This is a genomic window from Lysinibacillus sp. NPDC094403 (genome assembly GCF_050278745.1).
Lineage (GTDB): Bacteria > Bacillota > Bacilli > Bacillales_A > Planococcaceae > Lysinibacillus.
Window position 1 is genome coordinate 532,811 of sequence record NZ_JBNNTL010000002.1, and the last position, 20,265, is coordinate 553,075.

A 20,265-nucleotide genomic window follows, 5' to 3' on the forward strand; every position below is an offset into this window, starting at 1 on the left:
TAAATTTTTATAAGGAGGGGATTGTTTTGAGTTATCCATCTTCTGGCGTAAATACACCAGGTACAAATTTTGCCTTTGCTATTGTTTTATTCGTTCTATTGATTATTGCCGGTCTTGGCTTGTTTTATTTATTAAGAGCTTTAGTATGGACCAGTGCGTAGTGTTGCCTATTATCACAAATACTAAAATAAAGTGTGTTGGATACTACTTATACCTTTTTAATAGGAAAACAAACTGGCCAACTTAAGTATGTATGTTGGATTTTTAAGACTTCTTAAAATTAAATCAAAGAATGGGCTAACGAACTATAGAAACAATTGTTTGGCTCCATTCTAGGGCTTGCGTGTATTAACGGAAGTCCTTTTTTCATGTTTTCTCATACTTAAAGGATAGTTATAATATAGAATGGTGTCAGAAATGTTCTCATCACAAAGATAGTTGCACAATTCTGCCTCTTTAATTCAAGATACCCCGTTAAATGTTTAATTTCATTTTTCTACTTACGCTACTCATTTCAAAATGTTTATAAAAATCAATTGCTTTCGTATTGAATTCCCAAACATTTAACTCAACTGAGTCAACATCCTTTTCTTTAGCCCAAGCTATACAAGCAGTAAATAACATTTTTCCAATTCCTTTTCTTTGTAAGTCTGCCTTCACACCAAAATCATGTATGTAAGCATATCTCCGTGGAACAAGTGACTCGAAAGGAGGAGAAGTTTCAACACTTATGACTGCGAAACCTACTACAATTTCATCTTCCTTCGCAATTAGAATATCACTCTCTTCGTTGCCAATTAGTTCATTATAGTAGGTTTCAGGCATTACTGACTTCACACTTTTAAAAATCGTTGGTTCCTCCATCACATGCTCTTCATGCCCTTCTTTTACAATCTCATTAACAACAAAATAATCTTTATCTGTTGCGATGAAAACCTCGATTGTCATCATTTTAGCCCCCTTATCTCCTTTATAAAAACCAAAAAACCCCTCCTCTTATTATACAGACAAACTAGAAATGAAGGTATAATATTCCAGATCCAAACATGAAGTACATGGTTAACGATACTCTAATGAAGGATAAAGGTTATAAATTGGATAGTGCAGATCAAAAAATAGATTTAAATCAACAAGTAATGAATGATAAGTTCAAACAAAAAAAATTTCAAATCCCCTATCATTCTGGTTGAGAATTTGAAATTTGCTATTTTTAGCAGGCTTTAAAATGATTTCAGCTTTACTTTTGAGTACCGCTCTTTTTATTATTTTTTAGAAGGTATTGAAAATTATTCAACACACCACTTAATGATAAGCCCAGCATGTGTTAGGCCTCCACCAAAACCATAGATTAATAATGTATCCCCATTAGTTAATTTTCCTTCATTTATACCTAATTGTAAGGCTAATGGAATAGAAACAGCTGATGTATTTCCCATATACTCAACACTAGTTAATGTTTTCTCTAGGCTAATACCCGATCTTTCACAGATGGATTCTATCATTCTTAAATTAGCGCTATGAGGAACAAACCAATCTATTTCATCTAGTCGCATTTTTGCTTGCTGTAGTAATTCCTCTATTCCTGTAGGAAGTGTACGTGAAGCCCATTTATATACCTCTCTCCCATTCTGAACTATCTTTCCAGATGTACTCAAAGGAGAACCGTGCATACTAGTTGATAAATTTGTTAAGTATAAATTCTTACCTCCTGCACCATTTGTACCAATATGACTAGCAATAAAGCTTGGCATTTCTTCACCTTTTTCTATTAAAACTGCTGCAGCTCCATCTCCAAATAAAATACATGTCGTTCGATCTGTATAATCCGTAACTTTAGATAAAGCTTCTGTCGTTATAAATAAAATTTTACGATGAAGACCTGATGTAATTAATCCGTTCGCTACATGTAATCCGTATGTAAATCCAGCACAAGCAGCGTGAAGATCTAGTGCACCTACTTCTTTAATATTAAAGTGTTCTTGGATTTGGCAAGCTACACTTGGAAAAGCATAATCAGGCGTAGTTGTTGCAACGAGAATTAAATCTATATCTGTAATATCCTTTTGATATTGTTCAACTAAATTTTCTATAGCTTTAAAAGCCAATGTGGATGCAAATTCATTCTCACTCGTAATTCTTCGTTCCCTAATACCAGTTCTTTGTACAATCCATTCATCGCTCGTCTCTACTATCTTTTCTAAATCTTCATTCGTCAGTCTATTTTCAGGAACGTATGTGCCTATCGCTGTTATTCTTGCTTTTGATTGAATGTTTATCATTTAATATCTCACTCCTTCAATTATGTTCAAGTACTAATACTTAACAATAAGAAAATAATGTTTCCAAATAACTAAAAATATTAACTCCCCCTTCTATATATATTATTTTTCTCAATAAAAATACATAAATTTTCATAATCTAGTTTTAATAACTGGTACTAATTATAAGAAAAATAAAAAATTTATTCAACTTTAATTTCAAATCCTCAACTAAGTCGCTTCTCGGCAAAAAAAGGCATCAAGGAGCAGATGCCCTCGAAACCTTTTTTAGTACGTTTTCTTTACCCACGGCCAGCTTGGAATTCAGGATATAAAGTCATTCCACCATCGGCAAATAGAGTAATCCCGGTTACATAACTAGCCTGCGATGAAGCAAGCCATACTGCGACTGCAGCAATTTCTTCTGGTTTTCCGATATACCCCATCGGAACCATGCTTTCCACATCTGCACGTTTTGCTGGATCTGCAAATTTTTCTGCATTTATGGGTGTATTGATTGCTCCAGGTCCGATGTTATTGACACGAATACCCTTTGGAGCATATTCTAACGCTAAAGTTTCAGTCATTAATTTAATGCCCCCTTTACTTGCGGCATAATGCACAAATAAGGGCCAAGGAATTTTCTCATGAACACTGGACATATTGATGACTGTACCTTTTATATCATTTTCGACGTAATATTTTATTGCTTCTCGACTTCCTAAAAACGCACCCGTTAAATTTGTACTGATTACTCTATTCCAATCACTTAACGGCATTTCATGAGAAGCTACTGGATTTTCTATACCCGCATTATTAATCATTACATCCAGGGTTCCAAACTCTTTAACAGCTGTTTGAACGAGATTTATGACATCCGCTTCAACTGTAACATCACCTTGTACAGCAATGGCCTCTCCACCGGCTTTTTTAACCTCTTCAACTACAGCATTTATATCCGCTTCATTTGAAAGATAATTAATAACTACTTTCGCTTTTTCTGCTGCAAAGCGAATGCCCATTGCTTTACCTAGTCCCGTAGCAGCACCTGTAATCACTACAACTTTTCCTTCTAAATCTGGATACATACAAGGCCCTCCCTTTTATTGTTTTGCCATTCCTAACATAATTCCAGCAGCGACTATAAAAACAATCCCAATGATAATTGCTATGAATTGTCGTTTTGTTTTTTTCTCACCTAATATAAAAATTCCGCCTAAAGTGGAGATGACTATCCCCATTTGTGAAAGAGAAAAACTTGTTGCGACTCCTACCCTTGGCTGAGATATAAATAAAAACATGTTTCCGGCAGCCCAGATCAAACCTGGAATAATATTCCGAAACGCATATTTATTAAATGGTTTATGCTTAAATGTTAATAAAACTCCACCTATTACCATCCCAATCGCTTGCGGCAATAAAGCAGACCATCCACTTACATTAAATAAGCGTATTACTACGACATATACTAGATATCCAAAAGTTGAAACAAGTAAAATTAAAATTCCTTTTTTCAAATTGCTTCCGTGTTCTTTTTGTTTCTCTTCTGGATTTGGAAGCGATGTAAGAACGATCCCTATGATGATACTAATAAGTGCAAGAACACCTAATATAATCGACGTTGTTGTCGACCATTCATGGAACACAATAACTCCAAATAACGTTGTGGATACCAATTGTAGCCCTGTCGAAATGGGCATTGTTTTGGAAACCCCTATTAAATCAATACTTTTCAATTGGTTTACTTGACCTAATGCCCAAAAGAGGCCTGATACAATTCCGACTCCAATCACTATAGGTGTTAACTCAGGCTTTACAAAAAAGTAAATACCTATAGAGAAAATAAGTGCACCAAATGTCGTCCCAAGTACTTGACTATAGGGTCCACCACCAAGCTTGACGTTAAATAGTACAATACTCCCCCAAAAGAGAGCTGGTAATATTGCTAGGATGATATCCATTTCTTTAAACTTTTCACCTCTCAATATACTTTCTTTTTTCTGATATTTATCACTCGCTACAAAACATCCATAATACTTTTTTATCATGCACTAAGAGAAATTTTTTATACTCGTTGATTTCATTTGTTATGTAAAACTTCCACTTTCGTAACACAAAATAGACCAAGACGGCAATTAAGCTATCTTGGTCCTTAATGTTGAAGTCACTTTTTACATGTTGGATTTTTTTACCTTTATATTTTTAAATCTTTACTAAGGCATTCCACTATACAAAAGTAGCTATCTCGTCATAATAATATATTAAGCTAATTTTTTAGCTTACACCGCCTTGAATTGTTACTAAAGGGTCACTTCCATATAGTGGCCCTTTTTTATTTCTCAAAGTACATTAAGTCATGATTATTTTCCAAATTTCTAATTCTTAGGACTTTTTGTTGGATAAATACCTCTCCGCATTCTCTAACAATACATATTATAGTTGTAGAAAGGAGGAATTCAACATGGGATGGTTCGGAAATGTCGGCAATTTCAACAACAGCTGTTGCTACGGAGGTTATAGCTATGGAGGTGGCAATAACGGTTCAGCATTTGTTTTAATTGTTGTTCTGTTCATTCTTTTAATTATTGTCGGCGCTACTTTCATGTATTAATCTTTAAAAGAAAAATTCTTTTGAGCTATTAGAAAATAAGAAACAGTTAAAGTTTTTTAGCCTTACACAACATCATTCAAGGTCACTTTCACAGAGTGACCTTTTCTAATTTCCTGAATCTATTTGAGTCAAGGAAAGAGATATTGCCCTCCCTTTAGAATATGACTTTACTCAATGATCTGGTCTCTAATTTTCCCAACTAAACATCCAATGAAATTATATTTTACAATTAACTAGTACCAACAGTTATCCATCATAATTGTCGGCACTAGCTTTCTTTTAGTATATGGTAATCATAAGTTATCCTTACACTTCTATTTTATTAGTTCAGAATTACTTTCCTCCAATGACTCTTTCTCTATTTAAAACTTTATGAACAAAAGTCATATATGGATATTGAAAAATTTATTAATCACCTTTTACACTTTTATAAGGTTAGTGCCACTAAAGCACTCCATTTGTACCTAGTATAAAATGGTTATTTAAATGAAAGCGAACGACAGACTCTTAAAATGATTTTGTCGTTTCTTTTTTCATAATACGTGCATTTTTTATCTTAGTAATAGCGTGGGTTCGGATAGTGTTGTTGATGGTGGTGGTGATGGTGGTGGTGGCGATGATGTGATGGATGTGATGGATATGTTGTATGTGTTGGGTAGTAATGCATTGGGTAGTAATGATGGGTTGGATAATGCTGGGTCGGATTATAATGCATTGGAGAAACCGGGTAGTATGGATGTCTTCCCCCCTGTTGTCCTCCATAACCATGCCCGTAATCGTATTGCATACTTTTTCCTCCTTTCGATTTCGATATAGATTATGCTATTAAAGGGTTAACAGTCTACGCAAATGCCTATCTACTAGTCAAATCGCCTCCTCTTCACCCCTACAAACAAAAGAACAATCACCATCCAAACTATTTTTTCTATGTTCAATCTAATACTTATAAATTGAGTAGCTCTAATTAAAAAAACTAATTTTAAAACGCAATGGATGTTTTCTGTGTTCTTGACATTGGCGTATTTTGACTTCCCCTGAGTGCGAGTGTCGACCTCTTCCCCCGCTATGATGGCAATTTGTTTTATGTTGTTCCTTCAAATTTGATAGTGAGGACACATTTAGAAAAAATAAAGACTACTCATCACAAAGTAGTCCATTATTGGTTGTTATTTTAAAATTGTAAATCCGCATTGTCCTGGTGCTTCACTCTATTAAGTTTTCGCTGTATAAACCATTCTGCAACGATTAAATTGGGTATCCAGCATAACCAAGCGATTATAGTGTAACTAAGATTAAAATGTTCAAATCCAAATAGAATAGTAAACAACACTAGCCAAATTCTTAATGTTACAGCTGCGAAGGTTAAAGAATAATTTCTTATCATCCACTTTTGATGAGCATGAATTTTCTTATGTTTAATTTTAGCGAGGGCTCGGCATGCTGTTATCAGCCAAAATAAAGATAAGAAACCAAACCCCAACTGAGACACCAATCCTCCAGTAGCATAAAATGCTAAATAAAGACCTGAAACACTTCCCAATAAAATACCTATCATATAAATTTTCCCCATCATTCGATGACGATTTATATTTTTTTCTCTAAACTTCGAAAATAATGTAAAGGGACCGATTACTAAAGCTACTATTCCAAATATGATATGCAAATAAAGCATTATGTACCAAAACGAACTCAAAGTTGAGTTTAACATAAGCTTCAATTTAACAAACCCCGCTTGATGTGCATCCATGAAAAAATATTGAACAATGGAATAACCAGATATTAAAATAGCTAAACAAATAAATATAAGCCAAGTTTTTTTATGCATCATTCTAACCTCCAAAAATTTTTATTTCATAATTATATTTTTATCGAATGAATCACCTCACTTCTACACCTATATGCATTTTGATTTGTGCGTATTTTGTTTTTTTAAATTCTTTTTTCTTATATAGTTCCCTTCTTTTCTGTTCATACTGTAACATTTAATTTCACCAAGCCCTTTTCCTATCTAATAAGTGGTAAAAAAACGCATGTAAGAGGTATTATATTTTAAATGAAAATTGTTCAACGAAGTAACTAAGATAAGTTTGCTTCAACCTTTAGTAAAAGGCGGAAACGAAATACTTATTGACACGATTCGATATTTTACTTAAATAAAAAACCTATTAGGCTCTGATTTGTTCAGTTTCCTAATAGGTCAATTAATTCTACAAATATCAAAGCTTTAGATATCAGCATCCTCTATTTGCGAAATTTCTTTATATATCTTTCTTTGATCGTTTTTTCTTAACGAAGATTAAAAAAACAGTAACGCTATATTGTACTATTACATTACTCAACTAATTCAACAGTAAGTGTAGTAACCCACAATGGTGCTGTAGGTTCTACCGTTCCATCATAGCCGACTTTTACTTTATCACCAACCTTAAATTTTTCGTTGGGATTCTTTGCTAGATTTACATAAATAATTCCGTAAACCGGATTATTTTCAGCTTTAGTTACATAAACGTAAGCTGCCCGATCATTTATCATCTCTTCAATCACCCCTACAAAAGTTGCTTTAACTTCACTTTTACACATTTGCAATAAACAAAAGCATATAAGAACTATAAATAGCAAACTAAATACCTTTTTCAAAATATTATCCCCCTAAATCTTACAAATGTCTTTTAGATTAATAATACCTCATTATAGGTATGTATTTCCATTTACTTTTCAAACTCCATATTTCCCTAGAAAAAGTCTGTGTGTTGTTTATTTTCGGCTCTCGCTACGGCTTGACATACCAAGCTTTGTCCTCACAGATAACGACATAACAAATACAAAAAACCACCCATTTAAACTGAGTGGTCTACTGTAATCCATATTTCATTATATTCACGTTTGTTTAATTCTAAATGGAATTTTAAATCCTAAAGCTATAGCTGCGCCGATACAGCTTGATAGACATCCTATTATCAAATATATTGAAAGAGGTGATTCACCAATTAGAACAGAGGCAATACCTCCAATTACCGGAAATAAAGCTACCATGTACCCGCTTTTTGCAGCACCTATTCTTTCAACAAGCTTTAAATAAAATAGCCATGCTAGGAAAGATGCAATCAATGTTAAGTACAATAAAGCAGATATGTATGTAATTGAAGTAGGAATAATGATCTTTTGTCCCTGTAACAATACAATTATTGTCATTAAAATACTTCCTACCGTAAAACCAATAGCATTTGCATAGATAGGGTCAATTTTTACTCTGGCGTTCCTTGCAGAACTTACATCACCAATTGCTGTAAGTACTGTACCTAAAAGCGCAATCATAATGCCTTTTAGAACATCTGTGCTAGAAAAATTACTTAAAGAAGGATAGATGAGAACACAAACACCAAACACTCCCAAAAGGCCTCCTAATAAAACACGGGGATGTAGTTGCTCTTTTAAGAAAATACGAAGAGCTAGCGGCGTCAATATCACTTTTAATGAAAAGATTAATGTTACGATTGCTGCCGAGCTTAATATTGTTGCGTAATATAGGCATAAATAGCTTAAAGCAAAGTTACATACACCAAACACAATGATAAAGGGTATATCTTTCCTTGTAGGTTTCCCTTTTGGCTTTAGAAACAATACTAGGACAATAAATAAAAATGCTGTAATAACTAGTCGATAAGTCAAGGATAATTCTAAGCTTACTGGCGTTCCTTGAATTTTCACCGCAATAAAATTAAGCCCCCATACTATTAAACAAAATAAATACATTAGATTAGTCACTATATTCATATACCTTCTATCGTTCTTTAATTAACGAAATTTCTAAAGAGAATAATTAGCAATTTCAGGAAACAATTCTCTACTCTAGAAATCATCGCCTAATATATAGTATCATCGCATATAAAGTTTGTAAAAATGTTTTTCCCTAACCTGCATCTACTTTTTTAGATTACTCACAGCCATAGGAACGACCATTTACAGCGAATAACTTTTGGAATGATTTGAAAGAAGGCACAATAAATCTTACGCCAATTTTTTTATCAGTCTTTCACTTACGGGCAATCGCCCCTACTTGCTCCCTAACGCTTTTGGAATCATATGTTATTATCGAAAATAAGAAGCAGAGTGAAAAGCCACATCTAGTTAGATGTGACTTTAATTATTTATAATAAATTTTTAGACTTAACACTTTTACCTGATACAGTAAACTTATTCTGTTCTTCGTCAAGACCTATAATGAACCTAAATTCATTCATTATGTTTCCTGTGTAATCACTAAGTCTCAAAGTTGGACTAACCCAAAACACAACTTCGTTTCCATCCATCTTCCAACCGTATTCAAATCCTTTGTGCTTTTCTTCAAGACGTATTGCAATTGATTGTCCATTATTACTGATTGTGTTTTTTACTAAATCAATAAAATTAATATGTGCTTTTGTTTCTATCTACCTCACCTCCATCCACAATGGTATTATATGAAATTATCAGAAGACTAAAACATAAAAAAAGACTACCGAACAGGCAGTCAATAAAACTTGTTAACAAGAACGCACTACAAACCAACGTGCTTTGTTTATGTAAGGGCAATTAATTTCTCGCGCATTTCCGTACTATCTTATATGAAGAGGATCAATTTATTAGATAAAACCTATAGTCACTTAACAATAAAAAAGCAACCGACTACTTCAACTCCATTTTTTAAAAAAGGTCGATTTTTGGTCGGTTGCCTAGATTCTTTATTATTTAATTTCCTATAAAACGTTGATAAATCAACTACTCTTGAATTGCATCCTCTAATGCAACAACGATCATGTCGTTGAATGTAGTTTGGCGTTCTTCTGCTGTTGTTACTTCACCAGTTAGAATGTGGTCACTTACTGTTAGGATAGAAAGTGCTTGTTATATCAAGGTTTGTGATACTTTTAAAGGTTCATTACTTTCACACAAAATATACAAAAGCTATATAGCGATTTTACTTTAACAAGAAAAATTTTAGTCCCTTTTAGTCCCCTATTTTTTGGGGTACATATTTACCAACATAATGATATTAATCATGTAGTTTCGATAGCAACCTCAATTCGTGTGAGTGCAACAGCTCACATATAAATAAGAAGATACCCTATCTCAATATCGGAAACCATGCCCCTGTCGTTAATACAATCACCGTATAAAAAATTATATGCTTAAAATCCAATATCATATTCAAATTTAGGTTGCCACTTAGCTCTACTTAGGGAATTCGCAAATCCATAGATAGTATTTAAAAAGTTCGCTCTTTACTGTGGGTTTTTCCCTGTTCGCATAATTATCGTTTCTTTTAACGGATGATTACTTTCGATAAGATACTCATTACGCTTGTACAATCGTTGTAAAAGATGGTCTTCAGGTAGTCTAGCAAACTTCCCATTAGCTTCGCCTCTATTGCAATCCTGACAGCTTTTCGCCCTCACTTAAAGGTTCGCTCAGAAATTATTCTGTACCCTTTACTAGCCTTCAAATATACTCACTTACATCTGCTCACTTGAATCGCTACGCTTTATTTTTGAATAGGTTTCTAAGCTACTTTAGCCTGCTCGACTCGTTGTTTGGTAACAGCGAAGCTTTTCTGTCAGTCATACCATTCATTTATCACCAATATTTGTAAATGTGTTACACTTTAATAAATTAATATTCAGTTATTCAACTAACGAAATAGATTAGTTTATAAAAGGTATCTTTTGAAAGTGACAGATGGAAGAAAAAAAGTTTGATGTTTTAATGTTATTTCAAATATTTTTTGCGATCCTTGTTATGTTAATTGGTATTTACAGTAAAGTTGCGGAAAACTACAACTTACTACCATTGATGCTCATACTTCTGAGTATAACGTTACTTATAATGGGGTTACGAGAATATAAAAGAACTCGGAGTTTATTATGGGTTATCTTCCTTATATGCACTTCGTTATACATTTTATTCTCTGCGCTTAGAGGCATTATGATTAATTAAGTAGAAGTAATATTAAACTTACCGTGGCTTTAGTTGAATAAGAATAGGACTTGTGATTATAATTTCATCACGCAAGTCCTTTTGTTATGCTTTCTCAATCACTCCAGTAGCTTAACACAAGACTTTGTAGCTCCCATCAAGCAATCTGTGTCAATGAATTTAGTTATGAAAGGTTCGAGGAGTGTCAAGAAAGGATTTATTAAACATAAAAAAGAAAAGATGACTTTTATAGTCACCTTTTCACTTGTAAGTAGCAATTTAGTTATTGAATATTTGTTCGTAACGGTGGAAGAATGCCACTGTGTGCGCTCTTGCTAGAGAATCATTTGGTTTAAACTCTTCATTTGTTTTAGTAGTTGTTAAACCATTATCACGAAGGAATTTAATAGCTTCTGACTGAGATACAGTCTTACCATAATGCATTGAAGCTAAGATACGAGCGAAGTTACCCCGTGTGATATCCTTCCCTGCAATGGCTTGTTTTGATGCTGTGTTTGCACCTAGGACTGGTAGAGAGTATTTTGTAGCCAGTTGGTAGTTTACGTCTCCATACCATGAAGTATTAGCTATCGTTGAAGCTAGTTCTGATGGTTTGAAGTAACGAAATAGGATAGATAACATTTGGTTTTCCGTTAAGTTATTGTACGGTTTAAGTAAGTTTTCGTACTTACCTGTTGATGGGTTTTTCACGTTTGGGTATCCACTGATGATACCGATGTTGACTGCCCACTTAAAATCCTCAGCCCAGTATTGGTTTGCATTGTAATCAGCAAACTTTGATACATCAACGTTTCCGGTTGTTGGCGGTGTTACCGGAGGTGTTGGCGTTGGTGTTGAAGCTGAGTAGTTTAAATAACTTGATGCTACATACCCCTTTGTCCCGTCACTTCTTTTCACAGGATACCAAACAAAATGGTTTTTCTTCGTTGATACTTCTTCATATTCAAAAGGACCCGTAATGGTAACAATTTCGCCTTCACGTAAAGTACCCATAGAAGGACTATCAATAGAAGGTCTTGTTCTAAATTTTACATTAGTTGTTGTTGCACTAACTTTTTGATTTGTTTCAAAAAAATACTTTGATTTGTTTAATGGTAAATCAAAATCATAGTTCATCGCTGAAAATTTAATATTTTCCTTGCTGTTAGAGTCATATTGAAAATCTTCGGGTAAAAAAGGTAGCTCTGTTAAGTCTATTAATTCCAATTTCTCAATAATTCGGAGAATTCTTTCTTGATAGGCATTTGCATTTCTTTTACCAGTTGCTTGGACAATTGGACTATTTACTGGCTTAGTACCGTTATAAGCCATGATAGCGAAGTACCAATGTTCCAGTACATCTCTTTCCCCACCGTTGATGCTAGGTAAATCCTTCCGCTTAAACATATTATCTAGAGTCTCTACACCAGCTTGAATATTATAGACAATATCGCTTTTTAGTCTATCTTGATTGTAGCCGGCTTGATTTGTAATTTGCATAATGCCAATTCCCTTATCAGCTGCCACAATCGCTTCACCATTCACATCGAAATGACGCCAATTTCCACTTTCACCTTCCGCTATTGCCTTCACAATTTCAGGAGGAACATCATAATTCAGTGCTGTTTCGGTTAACAAACAGTTCATTGTGGAAAAATCAGGGTTTCCTTTCGATGCCGAATTATAATCACATGTATTTGCAATATTATTAGCTAATACATTTTTATCTATATTTATAGATAGAGAGAGGGCACCAATGGCAATAACACTAATCAATGGTTTCAATATCTTTTTCATATCTGATTATTACACTTCCTTTCATATTTTCTAAAGTTAAAAGATTCACATATATGTTATCATAAACCCAATATTTGGGATAGGGGTAATATTCAATGTTTCTTTCATTTAACAGGATTGAGTGATAAATGATAGCCCTAACATATATTGTTTAATATTGATTCGGTGAAAGGGTTGTAAATAGTGATTGTTGGATTTTTACCTTTTTGTTAAATATGTAAGCTTCCTAAAGTCCATTGAGACAAGCCCAAGCCAAATCTATCAACTCTTACAGGCTCGTTAAATGGCTCTGTAAGCTTGCTATGTTGCCAAAGAACAAAAGGAACAAGCGAGTGAATTATTCGACTTACTATAAATAAAAAATACCCAACAAGCTCCGATATTTTCGGTCACTCATTGAGTATTTTTTATGCTATTTATTTGTTTGGGCACTTCGAAATTTCTTCCAAACTATAAACCCTTGCTACGCTTAGTCTTGAATTGCTGCTTCTAAAGCTACAACGATCATGTCGTTGAATGTAGTTTGGCGTTCTTCTGCTGTTGTTACTTCACCAGTTAGAATGTGGTCACTTACTGTTAAGATAGAAAGTGCTTTACGGCCATGTTTTGCTGCTAATGTGTAAAGTGCTGCTGATTCCATTTCTACAGCAAGTACGCCGTATTGAGCTAATTTTTCGTTTTGATGCTCATCAGAATAGAACATATCAGCTGTGAAGATATTACCTACTTGTAGGTTTAAACCTGCATCTTTACCTGCATTGTATGCTTTTAATAGTAAATCAAAGTCAGAGATCGGTGCGAAATCGATATTGCCGCCCCAAATGATTTGGTTCATACGTGTATCAGAAGTTGCTGCTTGCGCTAAAATTACGTCACGAACTTTTACATCTTTTTGAATTGCACCACAAGTACCTACGCGGATTAATTTTTGAACGTCATATTCTTGCATTAATTCTGTAGCGTAAATCGAAATTGAAGGCACGCCCATACCAGTACCTTGTACAGAAATACGTTTACCTTTATACGTACCTGTATAACCAAACATATTACGAACTTCGTTATAGCAAGTAACGTCTTCTAAAAACGTTTCAGCAATGTATTTAGCACGTAATGGATCTCCTGGAAGTAAAATTGTGTCAGCGATTTCGCCTTTTTTTGCATTAATATGAATACTCATACTGCAATCCCTCTTTTCTGTCAGTTATCACTATAAATAATACTGTGTTTCTGCTATTTACGCAATGCTAGACGTCTAGCATCTTGAAATAAATTATATTATTTTAACTTATATCATGCCTGTTCTACGTATAATGCCCACAACTCATCAAATACCCCTGTTGTTAAGTTGTCAGTGGCGAATGATTCAATATATGAAGATAGCTCTTCAAATTCTGTGCTCTGCTTCGGAAAATTATGCTCATGAAACATTTCTTCCGCAAATCGCACCTTCGGATCTGACCAATCCCCACCTCTGAATGTCAGTACATACAAATAAAAGCTCTTTTTCATACTAGAAATCCTCTCTTTACTCATCTGCTTTCCGCTAGTTTATCAAAAAATACCGTCTTAGTCACAATAATATCGATTAAGTATTTTATCCTACTAGCACAACTCGATCTTTTTCTTGAGAACTTTAGACTTTCGTCACAGAAAAATAATATGCATTATTAATCTGAAAAATGAAAATTTTTTGAAAAAAAACGATAGAAATGCCTAGTAAAATAAGGTAAAATTTAAACCAGTATTCAAAAAAAGGAAGGTGATAGCGATGAAAAACTCTCATAAATCCAGGAACTCCGTACAAAAACGCCCGTCTCTCTTTAAAATTGGCTTTTCAAAAAAGAAAGCAAATAATTTAGAGGACACTAGGCATAATCTCCCTCCTACTAAAGATAAACGACAACGTTTTTACCATTTAATTCGTGGCAAAGTACTTATTATATTTTCTCTCATTATTGTTATAAATGGCACAATGGGGATATTATCGTATATCAATATTCAGAATCTGCAAAGTCAAATGAAGGATTTTACTGAAAAAAACGTCCTGGAACAATTAACTGTCAACCAACTTGCATATGAAATTGCGAGGCTAACCAATTTAGAACAAGCATATTTAATTACTGGGAATGGGAACTTTTCTACTTCCTATAATATGAAAATTGATTCTATCGATAAAAAAATAAAAACCTTAGTAAAGCAGTTTTCAGAAAGAGAACTAGAGTTAAGTCATATACAGGCGATCGATCAATATTATAAAAATTACCTTGAATATTCTAAAAAGGTCATGACAATGCGTGACGAACTTGGTCTTGAACAAGCTCGCAAACTCGTGATGGGCGGTACCGGAGAAACAATGAAGCTATATATTGATAAAAATATCGAGTCCATTAATTCGGTTATGGATGATGCAAATAAAGCAAAATTAGATAAGCTTAACAAGCAAGTTACATTATCTATTACTACTTTCTTCTTCATTTCACTATTCGGATTTATTGCCATTATTATTTTTGGTTATATGTTATTTAAATCATTAAAAAACAATACACAGTCTATTAACCGTTCCATTCTCGATATTGCACAGGCTGGTGGAGACTTGACACGACGTGTTAAAGTTCGTAATCATGATGAATTCTCTACTATTGCCGCTTCAACCAATACACTTATTGAATCTATATCTAATTTGATTAAACGTGTCAGTGGGCTGGCAGACCACGTTTCAAGCAGTAGCCAAGAACTAATGTCATTAGCCGATGAAAATGCTCGTACAATACAGAATATTGCAGACGCTACAGCTGATATCGCAAGTGATAGCGAGAATACGATTTCTAGTATGACAAGCGCCCAACAAAAAATGAGTGATCTTGAACATTCTGTGCACCAGTTAAATGAGCAAGCAAATGCTGTTCAGCGTGCATCATTGGCTATGCAGCAAGCGGCTGATGAAGGCAGTCGCTCCGTTCAACAATCTTCTTTAGTGATGCAATCTATTGAAGAAACGATGGCCTCCACAACTACCACAGTTGAAGCACTCGGGCGAAAATCTGCCGACATAACATCTATTATCGGCACGATTACTGCTATTTCAGAGCAAACTAATTTACTTGCCTTAAATGCTGCGATTGAGGCAGCACGCGCTGGTGAGCACGGACGAGGCTTTGCTGTTGTCGCTGATGAAGTTCGAAAGCTAGCAGTTCAATCTCAAAATGCCGCAAAAGAAGTAACATCCATTGTAACGTCCATTCAAGACGAAGTAGCATCCATTATCTCTCAAAACCACGAGGGTGTATCGTCAGTTATTCGTGGCGTTGAAGTAACGAATGAAACAAACCAATCTTTAGACAATATTTTAACGCACACTAAAGAAACGACAACAATTATCGTGACTATGGTCGAAAAAATTGCATTAACACTTGATTATAGCAACGCTGTAGCCAATGATTTTGTCCATGTGAATGCCTATGCTGAGCAATCAGCTGCCAACACAGTTACTTCCGCTGCTGCAGCGACACAAGGATCTGCATCCATGCAAGAAATTAATGCCTCTGCCACAGAGCTTGCTCAACAAGCTGATAGTCTGCGTAATCTTGTCAGTGAATTTAAAGTTTAAAGTGTCTCAGAAATAATAAAATCGTTTAAAAGATGTTCATAAAGAATGAAGTAGATACATGATCTAGCGCTAAGTTTTTAATATGAGCATTTTAAAATAATTCATTAATAGAAATCATAGTGTCTAAAAACAAAAGGTTCAGATTTGGAGAGGACAATGTTAACGAATTTAAATCATTATTTAATAGAATTAATGGTGTATATTCCTGAAGGAGAAATTCGCCTACGAGATTTTCGTAATGAACATAAATGGATTAGTTCAACCTATAAATTTGGAATGCCGGGGATAAGAAAAAATTTAAAGGAAGTTACTTGGAATGTTGAGATAAAGCCATTTTATCTTGCCAAATATACTGTGACAGAAGAACTTTATGCGATGATTATCGGGAAGAATTTTTTAACAACAATAACAAATCGAAAACCAATTGTTAATGTTTCATGGATAGATGCAGTAAACTTTTGTAATTCATTGTCTGACGCTCTGGGATATGACAAGTTTTATGATTGTGATCAGAAAAGTAAATCAATTGTATGCAATCCTAGTTCAAATGGTTTTCGATTACCGACAGATACTGAATGGCAATATGCATGTAAAGCTCAATCAAAAGGATATCGGTATGGTGAAATTGATGAAATTGCTTGGTATAAAGATAATTCTAACGAACATGTACACAATGTTGGAGAAAAAATGCCAAATGAATGGGGCTTGTACGACATGATAGGTAATGTTTGGGAGTGGTGCTGGGACTTATACGATGAAGAGATGTTTGGAAATTACCGCATAATTCGAGGAGGAAGTTGGGCTGAGGAAGAACGCGGATGTGGAGCTACTTGTCGCCGTAAGAGTATGCCTGATTTCTTTATTGATGATATCGGATTTAGAATTGCAAGATCTATCATTTAATATTTCTAAACAATTATGACGTTCTTTCCTGTGATTCGATGGGGCGATTCGTCGTTTCAATGGCTCCTTCCGTCGCTTTGTCGATTCTTTCCGTCGTTTCGATTGCCTTTTCCGTCGCTTCGGCTGGTCTATCCGTCGCTCGATTGTTCATCCGTCGTTTCGATGACTTTTTCCGTCGCTTTGTCGATTCTATCCGTCGCTTCGATTGCTCTTTCCGTCGCTCGATTGTTCATCCGTCGTTTCGATGGCTTCTTCCGTCGCCTTGTCGATTCTATCCGTCGTTTCGATTGCCTTTTCCGTCGCTTCGGCTGGTCTATCCGTCGCTCGATTGTTCATCCGTCGTTTCGATGACTTTTTCCGTCGCTTTGTCGATTCTATCCGTCATTCGATTGCCTTTTCCGTCGCTTTGTCGTTTCTATCCGTCGCTTCGAGGGCTCTTTCCGTCGCCTTGACGTTTCTATCCGTCGCTTCGATGGTTCTTTCCGTCACTTTGGTTGTTCTTTCCGTCGCCCCGACAATTCTACCCGTCGCTTTCGATAAAAAAACTCCTAGCACGATTTATTCACTGCTAGGAGTTTTTGTTATTTAAATAATGTAAGGTATTCTGCATAGCCTTCTTTTTCTAAATCTTCTTTTGGTACAAAGCGGAGGGCTGCGGAGTTAATACAATAGCGTAAGCCTCCAAGCTCACTTGGTCCATCAGGAAAGACATGTCCTAAATGAGAATCAGCGTCTGAGCTTCGAACTTCTACGCGACGCATCCCATGAGAAGCATCAAAATGCTCCGTAACTTCTTCCTTTTCAATCGGCTTTGTAAATGCTGGCCAGCCACAACCTGAATCGAATTTATCTAGCGAGCTAAATAGTGGCTTCCCTGACACGATATCTACATAAATACCCTCTTCAAAGTGCTTATCATATTCATTACGGAATGGTGGCTCTGTTCCATTTTCCTGTGTCACATAATATTGCATCTCCGTTAACTCTTTTAAACGTTGTTCTTTAGTCATTTTTAGCCCCCCAGTGTTTCTCCTGAAACGCTTTGCGACCAGATCCGGTAGAATAGCGCTCGTAGTGCATTGGATTTTTCTTGTAATAATATTGATGATATTCTTCAGCTGGGTAAAACGGACTTGCTGGTAAAATATTCACTGCGATAGGCTTATCGAATTTACCAGATGCCTGTAAATCTGCCTTAGATCGTTCAGCCAAATCACGTTGCTCATCATTGTGATAAAAAATCGCGGTTGTGTAGGACTCTCCACGATCATAAAATTGTCCTCCAGCATCTGTCGGATCAATTAATGTCCAAAATGTCGCGAGTAATTGCTCGTAAGAATATAGCTCATCATTAAACGTAATTTGAACCGCTTCAACATGCCCCGTCGTTTCAGAGCAAACTTGTTCATATGTTGGATTGACAATATGTCCACCCGTATAGCCGGAAATCACTGATTCAATGCCAGGTGTTTCGTCAAAAGGCTTGACCATACACCAAAAACACCCACCTGCAAATGTTGCATATTGCTTTGCCATTTACTTCACTCCTTATGCACCAGGAACAATAATTTCGAGTAGAATCTTATCATTTGGTAAGTCTAATTCTTTTGCTTTAATACGAGATCCTGAAGCAATGTTAATGCGCGATAAGTCAATATAGATTTCTGCCTTATTCGGATTGACTGTAATCCACGAAGGGAAATCCACCGTGTCTCGCATAATTTTCATAGTCGTCTCCGGTGGAATATTTAACAGCCCAACATTCATTCCCGTCTGTTTTAAAATTATATTCCCTTTCTCATCAACTATCGGATCGAAGTTCATAGAAATTTGGATTTCGGTATAGAACACCTTTAACGTACTTCTTAATTGAATATCATCACCAATTGTAAAGTCCAACGGTAATGGCGTTCCCGCATCCTTTAAATACTTCTTCGATATAGATTCCAATTCCTTCTTTGTTGTTTGGACAACTAATACGTTACCTTTTACTTCACTTTCACCTTTTGAACTCTCCGCTAAATTTACTCCATCTACTGGTCTAGTTGCTAAATAAACGACGAGGAGGATCGCAAAAAGCACTGTGCCCGCAAAGGCAAAAAATGCAAATTTCCATTTATTCATTTCGTCACTCCTCGAAGCCTATTTCCTTGTTAATCTTTTGTTCCATGTTACATTTCTCCATTGCTTTCAATATTCGGTCCGTCATTTTTTCATAGCCTTTTGCATTTGGATGGAAGAAATCCGAATGATAAACGAGCTCTTTATTGGAATCAAACAGGTCCTCCACTGATACATAGCACGCATTAGCATCTTTCTTCGCTATGTCTTCAATGACTTTATTCCACTCCGTAATAATCGTATCAAATTCATTCGCTTCATTTGTCACAATAGAGAATGGATTATAAAAACCGATAAGTATTAAAGGCACAGTTGGATTTTTTTCTCGTATGCCCTCAATAATTTTACGATAGCGTTTCTTATATGCCTGCAATTCTTTATCAAAAGCATCTCGTTTCAAATTAAACAGATCTTGTTTGACAATCTTCATGACATCATTTCCACCCATTGTAATTGAAATGAGCTGTGCTTTTTGCAACTCTTCATCATAATGCCCTTTTTTCACTAATTTTAATAGCTGATCACTTCGTCTTCCTCTTTTTCCTCGATTATCGACTTCAACGTCAGAAATCGAAGGCCAAGCTACCAATGAATCTGCTAATCTACCTACAAAACCGTCTTTACTATACTCATCACCGACACCGGCTGTCAAAGAATCACCAAGTGCTAGGTACTGTAGTTGCTTTGCGCTTTCATTATCAATTTTCCGTAAATCCTCTGGTGATGGCTCAAAAAAATGTTCAAAAATTTGCGTCAATACATTCCTTGAGGTTTTTTCCTCATTTTCTGTTTGTTGCTCATCCTGTTTCATATCTTGCTCCGTCCCTGCGTGCTCCCCTTCTGGTTCTGCTTGCGGATTCGGTTCATCTATTGATATTACACAACCACTTAGTACAAAGACGGTCAAACATGACAAAACTATCATTCGCCAAATGTTCATTTGACCACCTTCCATCATTTGCTGTTTATTCTATTATAGAATAGTTCATACTGCAATGAAAAGTGACTATACCTAG

At 35.3% G+C, this 20,265-nt stretch carries 19 protein-coding genes and 1 pseudogene; 5 read left to right on the plus strand and 15 right to left on the minus strand.

Annotated features, from left to right (window positions below; translation table 11 throughout):
* The first annotated feature begins 26 nt into the window (after positions 1-26).
* On the plus strand, positions 27-161 hold the full coding sequence (locus ACQKMV_RS06870) for a hypothetical protein (RefSeq protein WP_427503057.1): 135 nt from the start codon (positions 27-29) through the stop codon (positions 159-161).
* A 313-nt stretch (positions 162-474) separates the two neighbouring features.
* Here ACQKMV_RS06870 and ACQKMV_RS06875 read toward each other — a convergent pair whose 3' ends face one another.
* The 4 genes from ACQKMV_RS06875 to ACQKMV_RS06890 form a co-directional block, all read right to left on the minus strand.
* Positions 475-948: a GNAT family N-acetyltransferase gene (locus ACQKMV_RS06875; RefSeq protein WP_427503058.1), complete on the minus strand. Its 474-nt coding sequence runs from the start codon at positions 946-948 to the stop codon at positions 475-477.
* Positions 949-1,286: 338 nt separating this feature from the next.
* Positions 1,287-2,270 (minus strand): ketoacyl-ACP synthase III, encoded by a 984-nt coding sequence (locus ACQKMV_RS06880; RefSeq protein ID WP_427503108.1) that lies wholly within the window; start codon positions 2,268-2,270, stop codon positions 1,287-1,289.
* Between the two features lie 290 nt (positions 2,271-2,560).
* Positions 2,561-3,346, minus strand: coding sequence for a glucose 1-dehydrogenase (gene gdh / locus ACQKMV_RS06885; RefSeq protein WP_427503059.1), 786 nt, complete (start codon positions 3,344-3,346; stop codon positions 2,561-2,563).
* Positions 3,347-3,361: 15 nt separating this feature from the next.
* Positions 3,362-4,219 (minus strand): RhaT/GlcU family sugar-proton symporter, encoded by an 858-nt coding sequence (locus ACQKMV_RS06890; RefSeq protein WP_427503109.1) that lies wholly within the window; start codon positions 4,217-4,219, stop codon positions 3,362-3,364.
* A 500-nt stretch (positions 4,220-4,719) separates the two neighbouring features.
* Between ACQKMV_RS06890 and ACQKMV_RS06895 the strand changes: the two genes are divergently transcribed.
* The gene (locus tag ACQKMV_RS06895; RefSeq protein ID WP_427424264.1) at positions 4,720-4,869 is read left to right on the plus strand and encodes a YjcZ family sporulation protein; all 150 of its coding nucleotides are present in this window, start codon (positions 4,720-4,722) and stop codon (positions 4,867-4,869) included.
* Positions 4,870-6,040: 1,171 nt separating this feature from the next.
* Here the strand turns inward: ACQKMV_RS06895 and ACQKMV_RS06900 are convergent.
* From ACQKMV_RS06900 to ACQKMV_RS06915, 4 genes and pseudogenes are all read right to left on the minus strand, one after another.
* Entirely contained in the window at positions 6,041-6,694 is a 654-nt protein-coding gene (locus tag ACQKMV_RS06900) for a DUF2306 domain-containing protein (protein ID WP_427503060.1), read from the minus strand.
* Positions 6,695-7,200: 506 nt separating this feature from the next.
* Positions 7,201-7,506: a hypothetical protein gene (locus ACQKMV_RS06905; protein ID WP_427503061.1), complete on the minus strand. Its 306-nt coding sequence runs from the start codon at positions 7,504-7,506 to the stop codon at positions 7,201-7,203.
* Between the two features lie 240 nt (positions 7,507-7,746).
* Entirely contained in the window at positions 7,747-8,634 is an 888-nt protein-coding gene (locus ACQKMV_RS06910; protein ID WP_427503062.1) for a DMT family transporter, read from the minus strand.
* A gap of 993 nt (positions 8,635-9,627) precedes the next feature.
* Positions 9,628-9,753, minus strand: a pseudogene (locus tag ACQKMV_RS06915) (purine-nucleoside phosphorylase); the annotation flags it as partial.
* Positions 9,754-10,698: 945 nt separating this feature from the next.
* Here ACQKMV_RS06915 and ACQKMV_RS06920 point away from each other — a divergent pair.
* The gene (locus tag ACQKMV_RS06920) at positions 10,699-10,842 is read left to right on the plus strand and encodes a DUF3953 domain-containing protein (protein WP_427503110.1); all 144 of its coding nucleotides are present in this window, start codon (positions 10,699-10,701) and stop codon (positions 10,840-10,842) included.
* Positions 10,843-11,100: 258 nt separating this feature from the next.
* Here the strand turns inward: ACQKMV_RS06920 and ACQKMV_RS06925 are convergent, their stop codons facing one another.
* From ACQKMV_RS06925 to ACQKMV_RS06935, 3 genes are all read right to left on the minus strand, one after another.
* Positions 11,101-12,618 carry an SH3 domain-containing protein gene (locus ACQKMV_RS06925; RefSeq protein WP_427503063.1) on the minus strand — a complete coding sequence of 506 codons (1,518 nt, stop codon included), beginning with the start codon at positions 12,616-12,618 and terminating at the stop codon, positions 11,101-11,103.
* A 469-nt stretch (positions 12,619-13,087) separates the two neighbouring features.
* Positions 13,088-13,795 (minus strand): purine-nucleoside phosphorylase, encoded by a 708-nt coding sequence (gene deoD, locus ACQKMV_RS06930; RefSeq protein ID WP_427503064.1) that lies wholly within the window; start codon positions 13,793-13,795, stop codon positions 13,088-13,090.
* Between the two features lie 113 nt (positions 13,796-13,908).
* The gene (locus tag ACQKMV_RS06935) at positions 13,909-14,127 is read right to left on the minus strand and encodes a YozE family protein (protein ID WP_427503065.1); all 219 of its coding nucleotides are present in this window, start codon (positions 14,125-14,127) and stop codon (positions 13,909-13,911) included.
* Between the two features lie 259 nt (positions 14,128-14,386).
* Between ACQKMV_RS06935 and ACQKMV_RS06940 the strand changes: the two genes are divergently transcribed.
* Both ACQKMV_RS06940 and ACQKMV_RS06945 read left to right on the plus strand, forming a co-directional pair.
* A complete protein-coding gene (locus tag ACQKMV_RS06940) occupies positions 14,387-16,225 on the plus strand; it encodes a methyl-accepting chemotaxis protein (protein WP_427503067.1) in 1,839 nt (612 codons plus the stop codon).
* 156 nt (positions 16,226-16,381) lie between these two features.
* Positions 16,382-17,128: a formylglycine-generating enzyme family protein gene (locus ACQKMV_RS06945; RefSeq protein ID WP_427503068.1), complete on the plus strand. Its 747-nt coding sequence runs from the start codon at positions 16,382-16,384 to the stop codon at positions 17,126-17,128.
* Between the two features lie 581 nt (positions 17,129-17,709).
* On the opposite strand, the gene msrB is transcribed toward ACQKMV_RS06945, so the two are convergent.
* The 4 genes from msrB to ACQKMV_RS06965 are packed head-to-tail and all read right to left on the minus strand — an operon-like array spanning position 17,710 to position 20,189.
* Positions 17,710-18,138 carry a peptide-methionine (R)-S-oxide reductase MsrB gene (gene msrB / locus ACQKMV_RS06950; protein WP_427503069.1) on the minus strand — a complete coding sequence of 143 codons (429 nt, stop codon included), beginning with the start codon at positions 18,136-18,138 and terminating at the stop codon, positions 17,710-17,712.
* Positions 18,131-18,664: a peptide-methionine (S)-S-oxide reductase MsrA gene (gene msrA, locus ACQKMV_RS06955; RefSeq protein ID WP_427503071.1), complete on the minus strand. Its 534-nt coding sequence runs from the start codon at positions 18,662-18,664 to the stop codon at positions 18,131-18,133. Before msrA ends, msrB begins: the two co-directional genes overlap by 8 nt.
* 12 nt (positions 18,665-18,676) lie before the next feature.
* The gene (locus ACQKMV_RS06960; protein ID WP_427503073.1) at positions 18,677-19,252 is read right to left on the minus strand and encodes a YpmS family protein; all 576 of its coding nucleotides are present in this window, start codon (positions 19,250-19,252) and stop codon (positions 18,677-18,679) included.
* A gap of 4 nt (positions 19,253-19,256) precedes the next feature.
* On the minus strand, positions 19,257-20,189 hold the full coding sequence (locus tag ACQKMV_RS06965) for a GDSL-type esterase/lipase family protein (RefSeq protein WP_427503074.1): 933 nt from the start codon (positions 20,187-20,189) through the stop codon (positions 19,257-19,259).
* Between the last annotated feature and the right edge of the window lie 76 nt (positions 20,190-20,265).

Bases quoted from the DNA above. Each gene is read 5' to 3' on its own strand.
- msrB (WP_427503069.1), bottom strand. From the start codon at position 18,138: ATGACTAAAGAACAACGTTTAAAAGAGTTAACGGAGATGCAATATTAT.
- ACQKMV_RS06935 (WP_427503065.1), bottom strand. From the start codon at position 14,127: ATGAAAAAGAGCTTTTATTTGTATGTACTGACATTCAGAGGTGGGGAT.
- deoD (WP_427503064.1), bottom strand. From the start codon at position 13,795: ATGAGTATTCATATTAATGCAAAAAAAGGCGAAATCGCTGACACAATT.
- ACQKMV_RS06960 (WP_427503073.1), bottom strand. From the start codon at position 19,252: ATGAATAAATGGAAATTTGCATTTTTTGCCTTTGCGGGCACAGTGCTT.
- ACQKMV_RS06965 (WP_427503074.1), bottom strand. From the start codon at position 20,189: ATGAACATTTGGCGAATGATAGTTTTGTCATGTTTGACCGTCTTTGTA.
- ACQKMV_RS06920 (WP_427503110.1), top strand. From the start codon at position 10,699: ATGCTCATACTTCTGAGTATAACGTTACTTATAATGGGGTTACGAGAA.
- msrA (WP_427503071.1), bottom strand. From the start codon at position 18,664: ATGGCAAAGCAATATGCAACATTTGCAGGTGGGTGTTTTTGGTGTATG.
- ACQKMV_RS06945 (WP_427503068.1), top strand. From the start codon at position 16,382: ATGTTAACGAATTTAAATCATTATTTAATAGAATTAATGGTGTATATT.
- gdh (WP_427503059.1), bottom strand. From the start codon at position 3,346: ATGTATCCAGATTTAGAAGGAAAAGTTGTAGTGATTACAGGTGCTGCT.
- ACQKMV_RS06875 (WP_427503058.1), bottom strand. From the start codon at position 948: ATGACAATCGAGGTTTTCATCGCAACAGATAAAGATTATTTTGTTGTT.
- ACQKMV_RS06925 (WP_427503063.1), bottom strand. From the start codon at position 12,618: ATGAAAAAGATATTGAAACCATTGATTAGTGTTATTGCCATTGGTGCC.
- ACQKMV_RS06890 (WP_427503109.1), bottom strand. From the start codon at position 4,219: ATGGATATCATCCTAGCAATATTACCAGCTCTCTTTTGGGGGAGTATT.
- ACQKMV_RS06900 (WP_427503060.1), bottom strand. From the start codon at position 6,694: ATGCATAAAAAAACTTGGCTTATATTTATTTGTTTAGCTATTTTAATA.
- ACQKMV_RS06940 (WP_427503067.1), top strand. From the start codon at position 14,387: ATGAAAAACTCTCATAAATCCAGGAACTCCGTACAAAAACGCCCGTCT.
- ACQKMV_RS06895 (WP_427424264.1), top strand. From the start codon at position 4,720: ATGGGATGGTTCGGAAATGTCGGCAATTTCAACAACAGCTGTTGCTAC.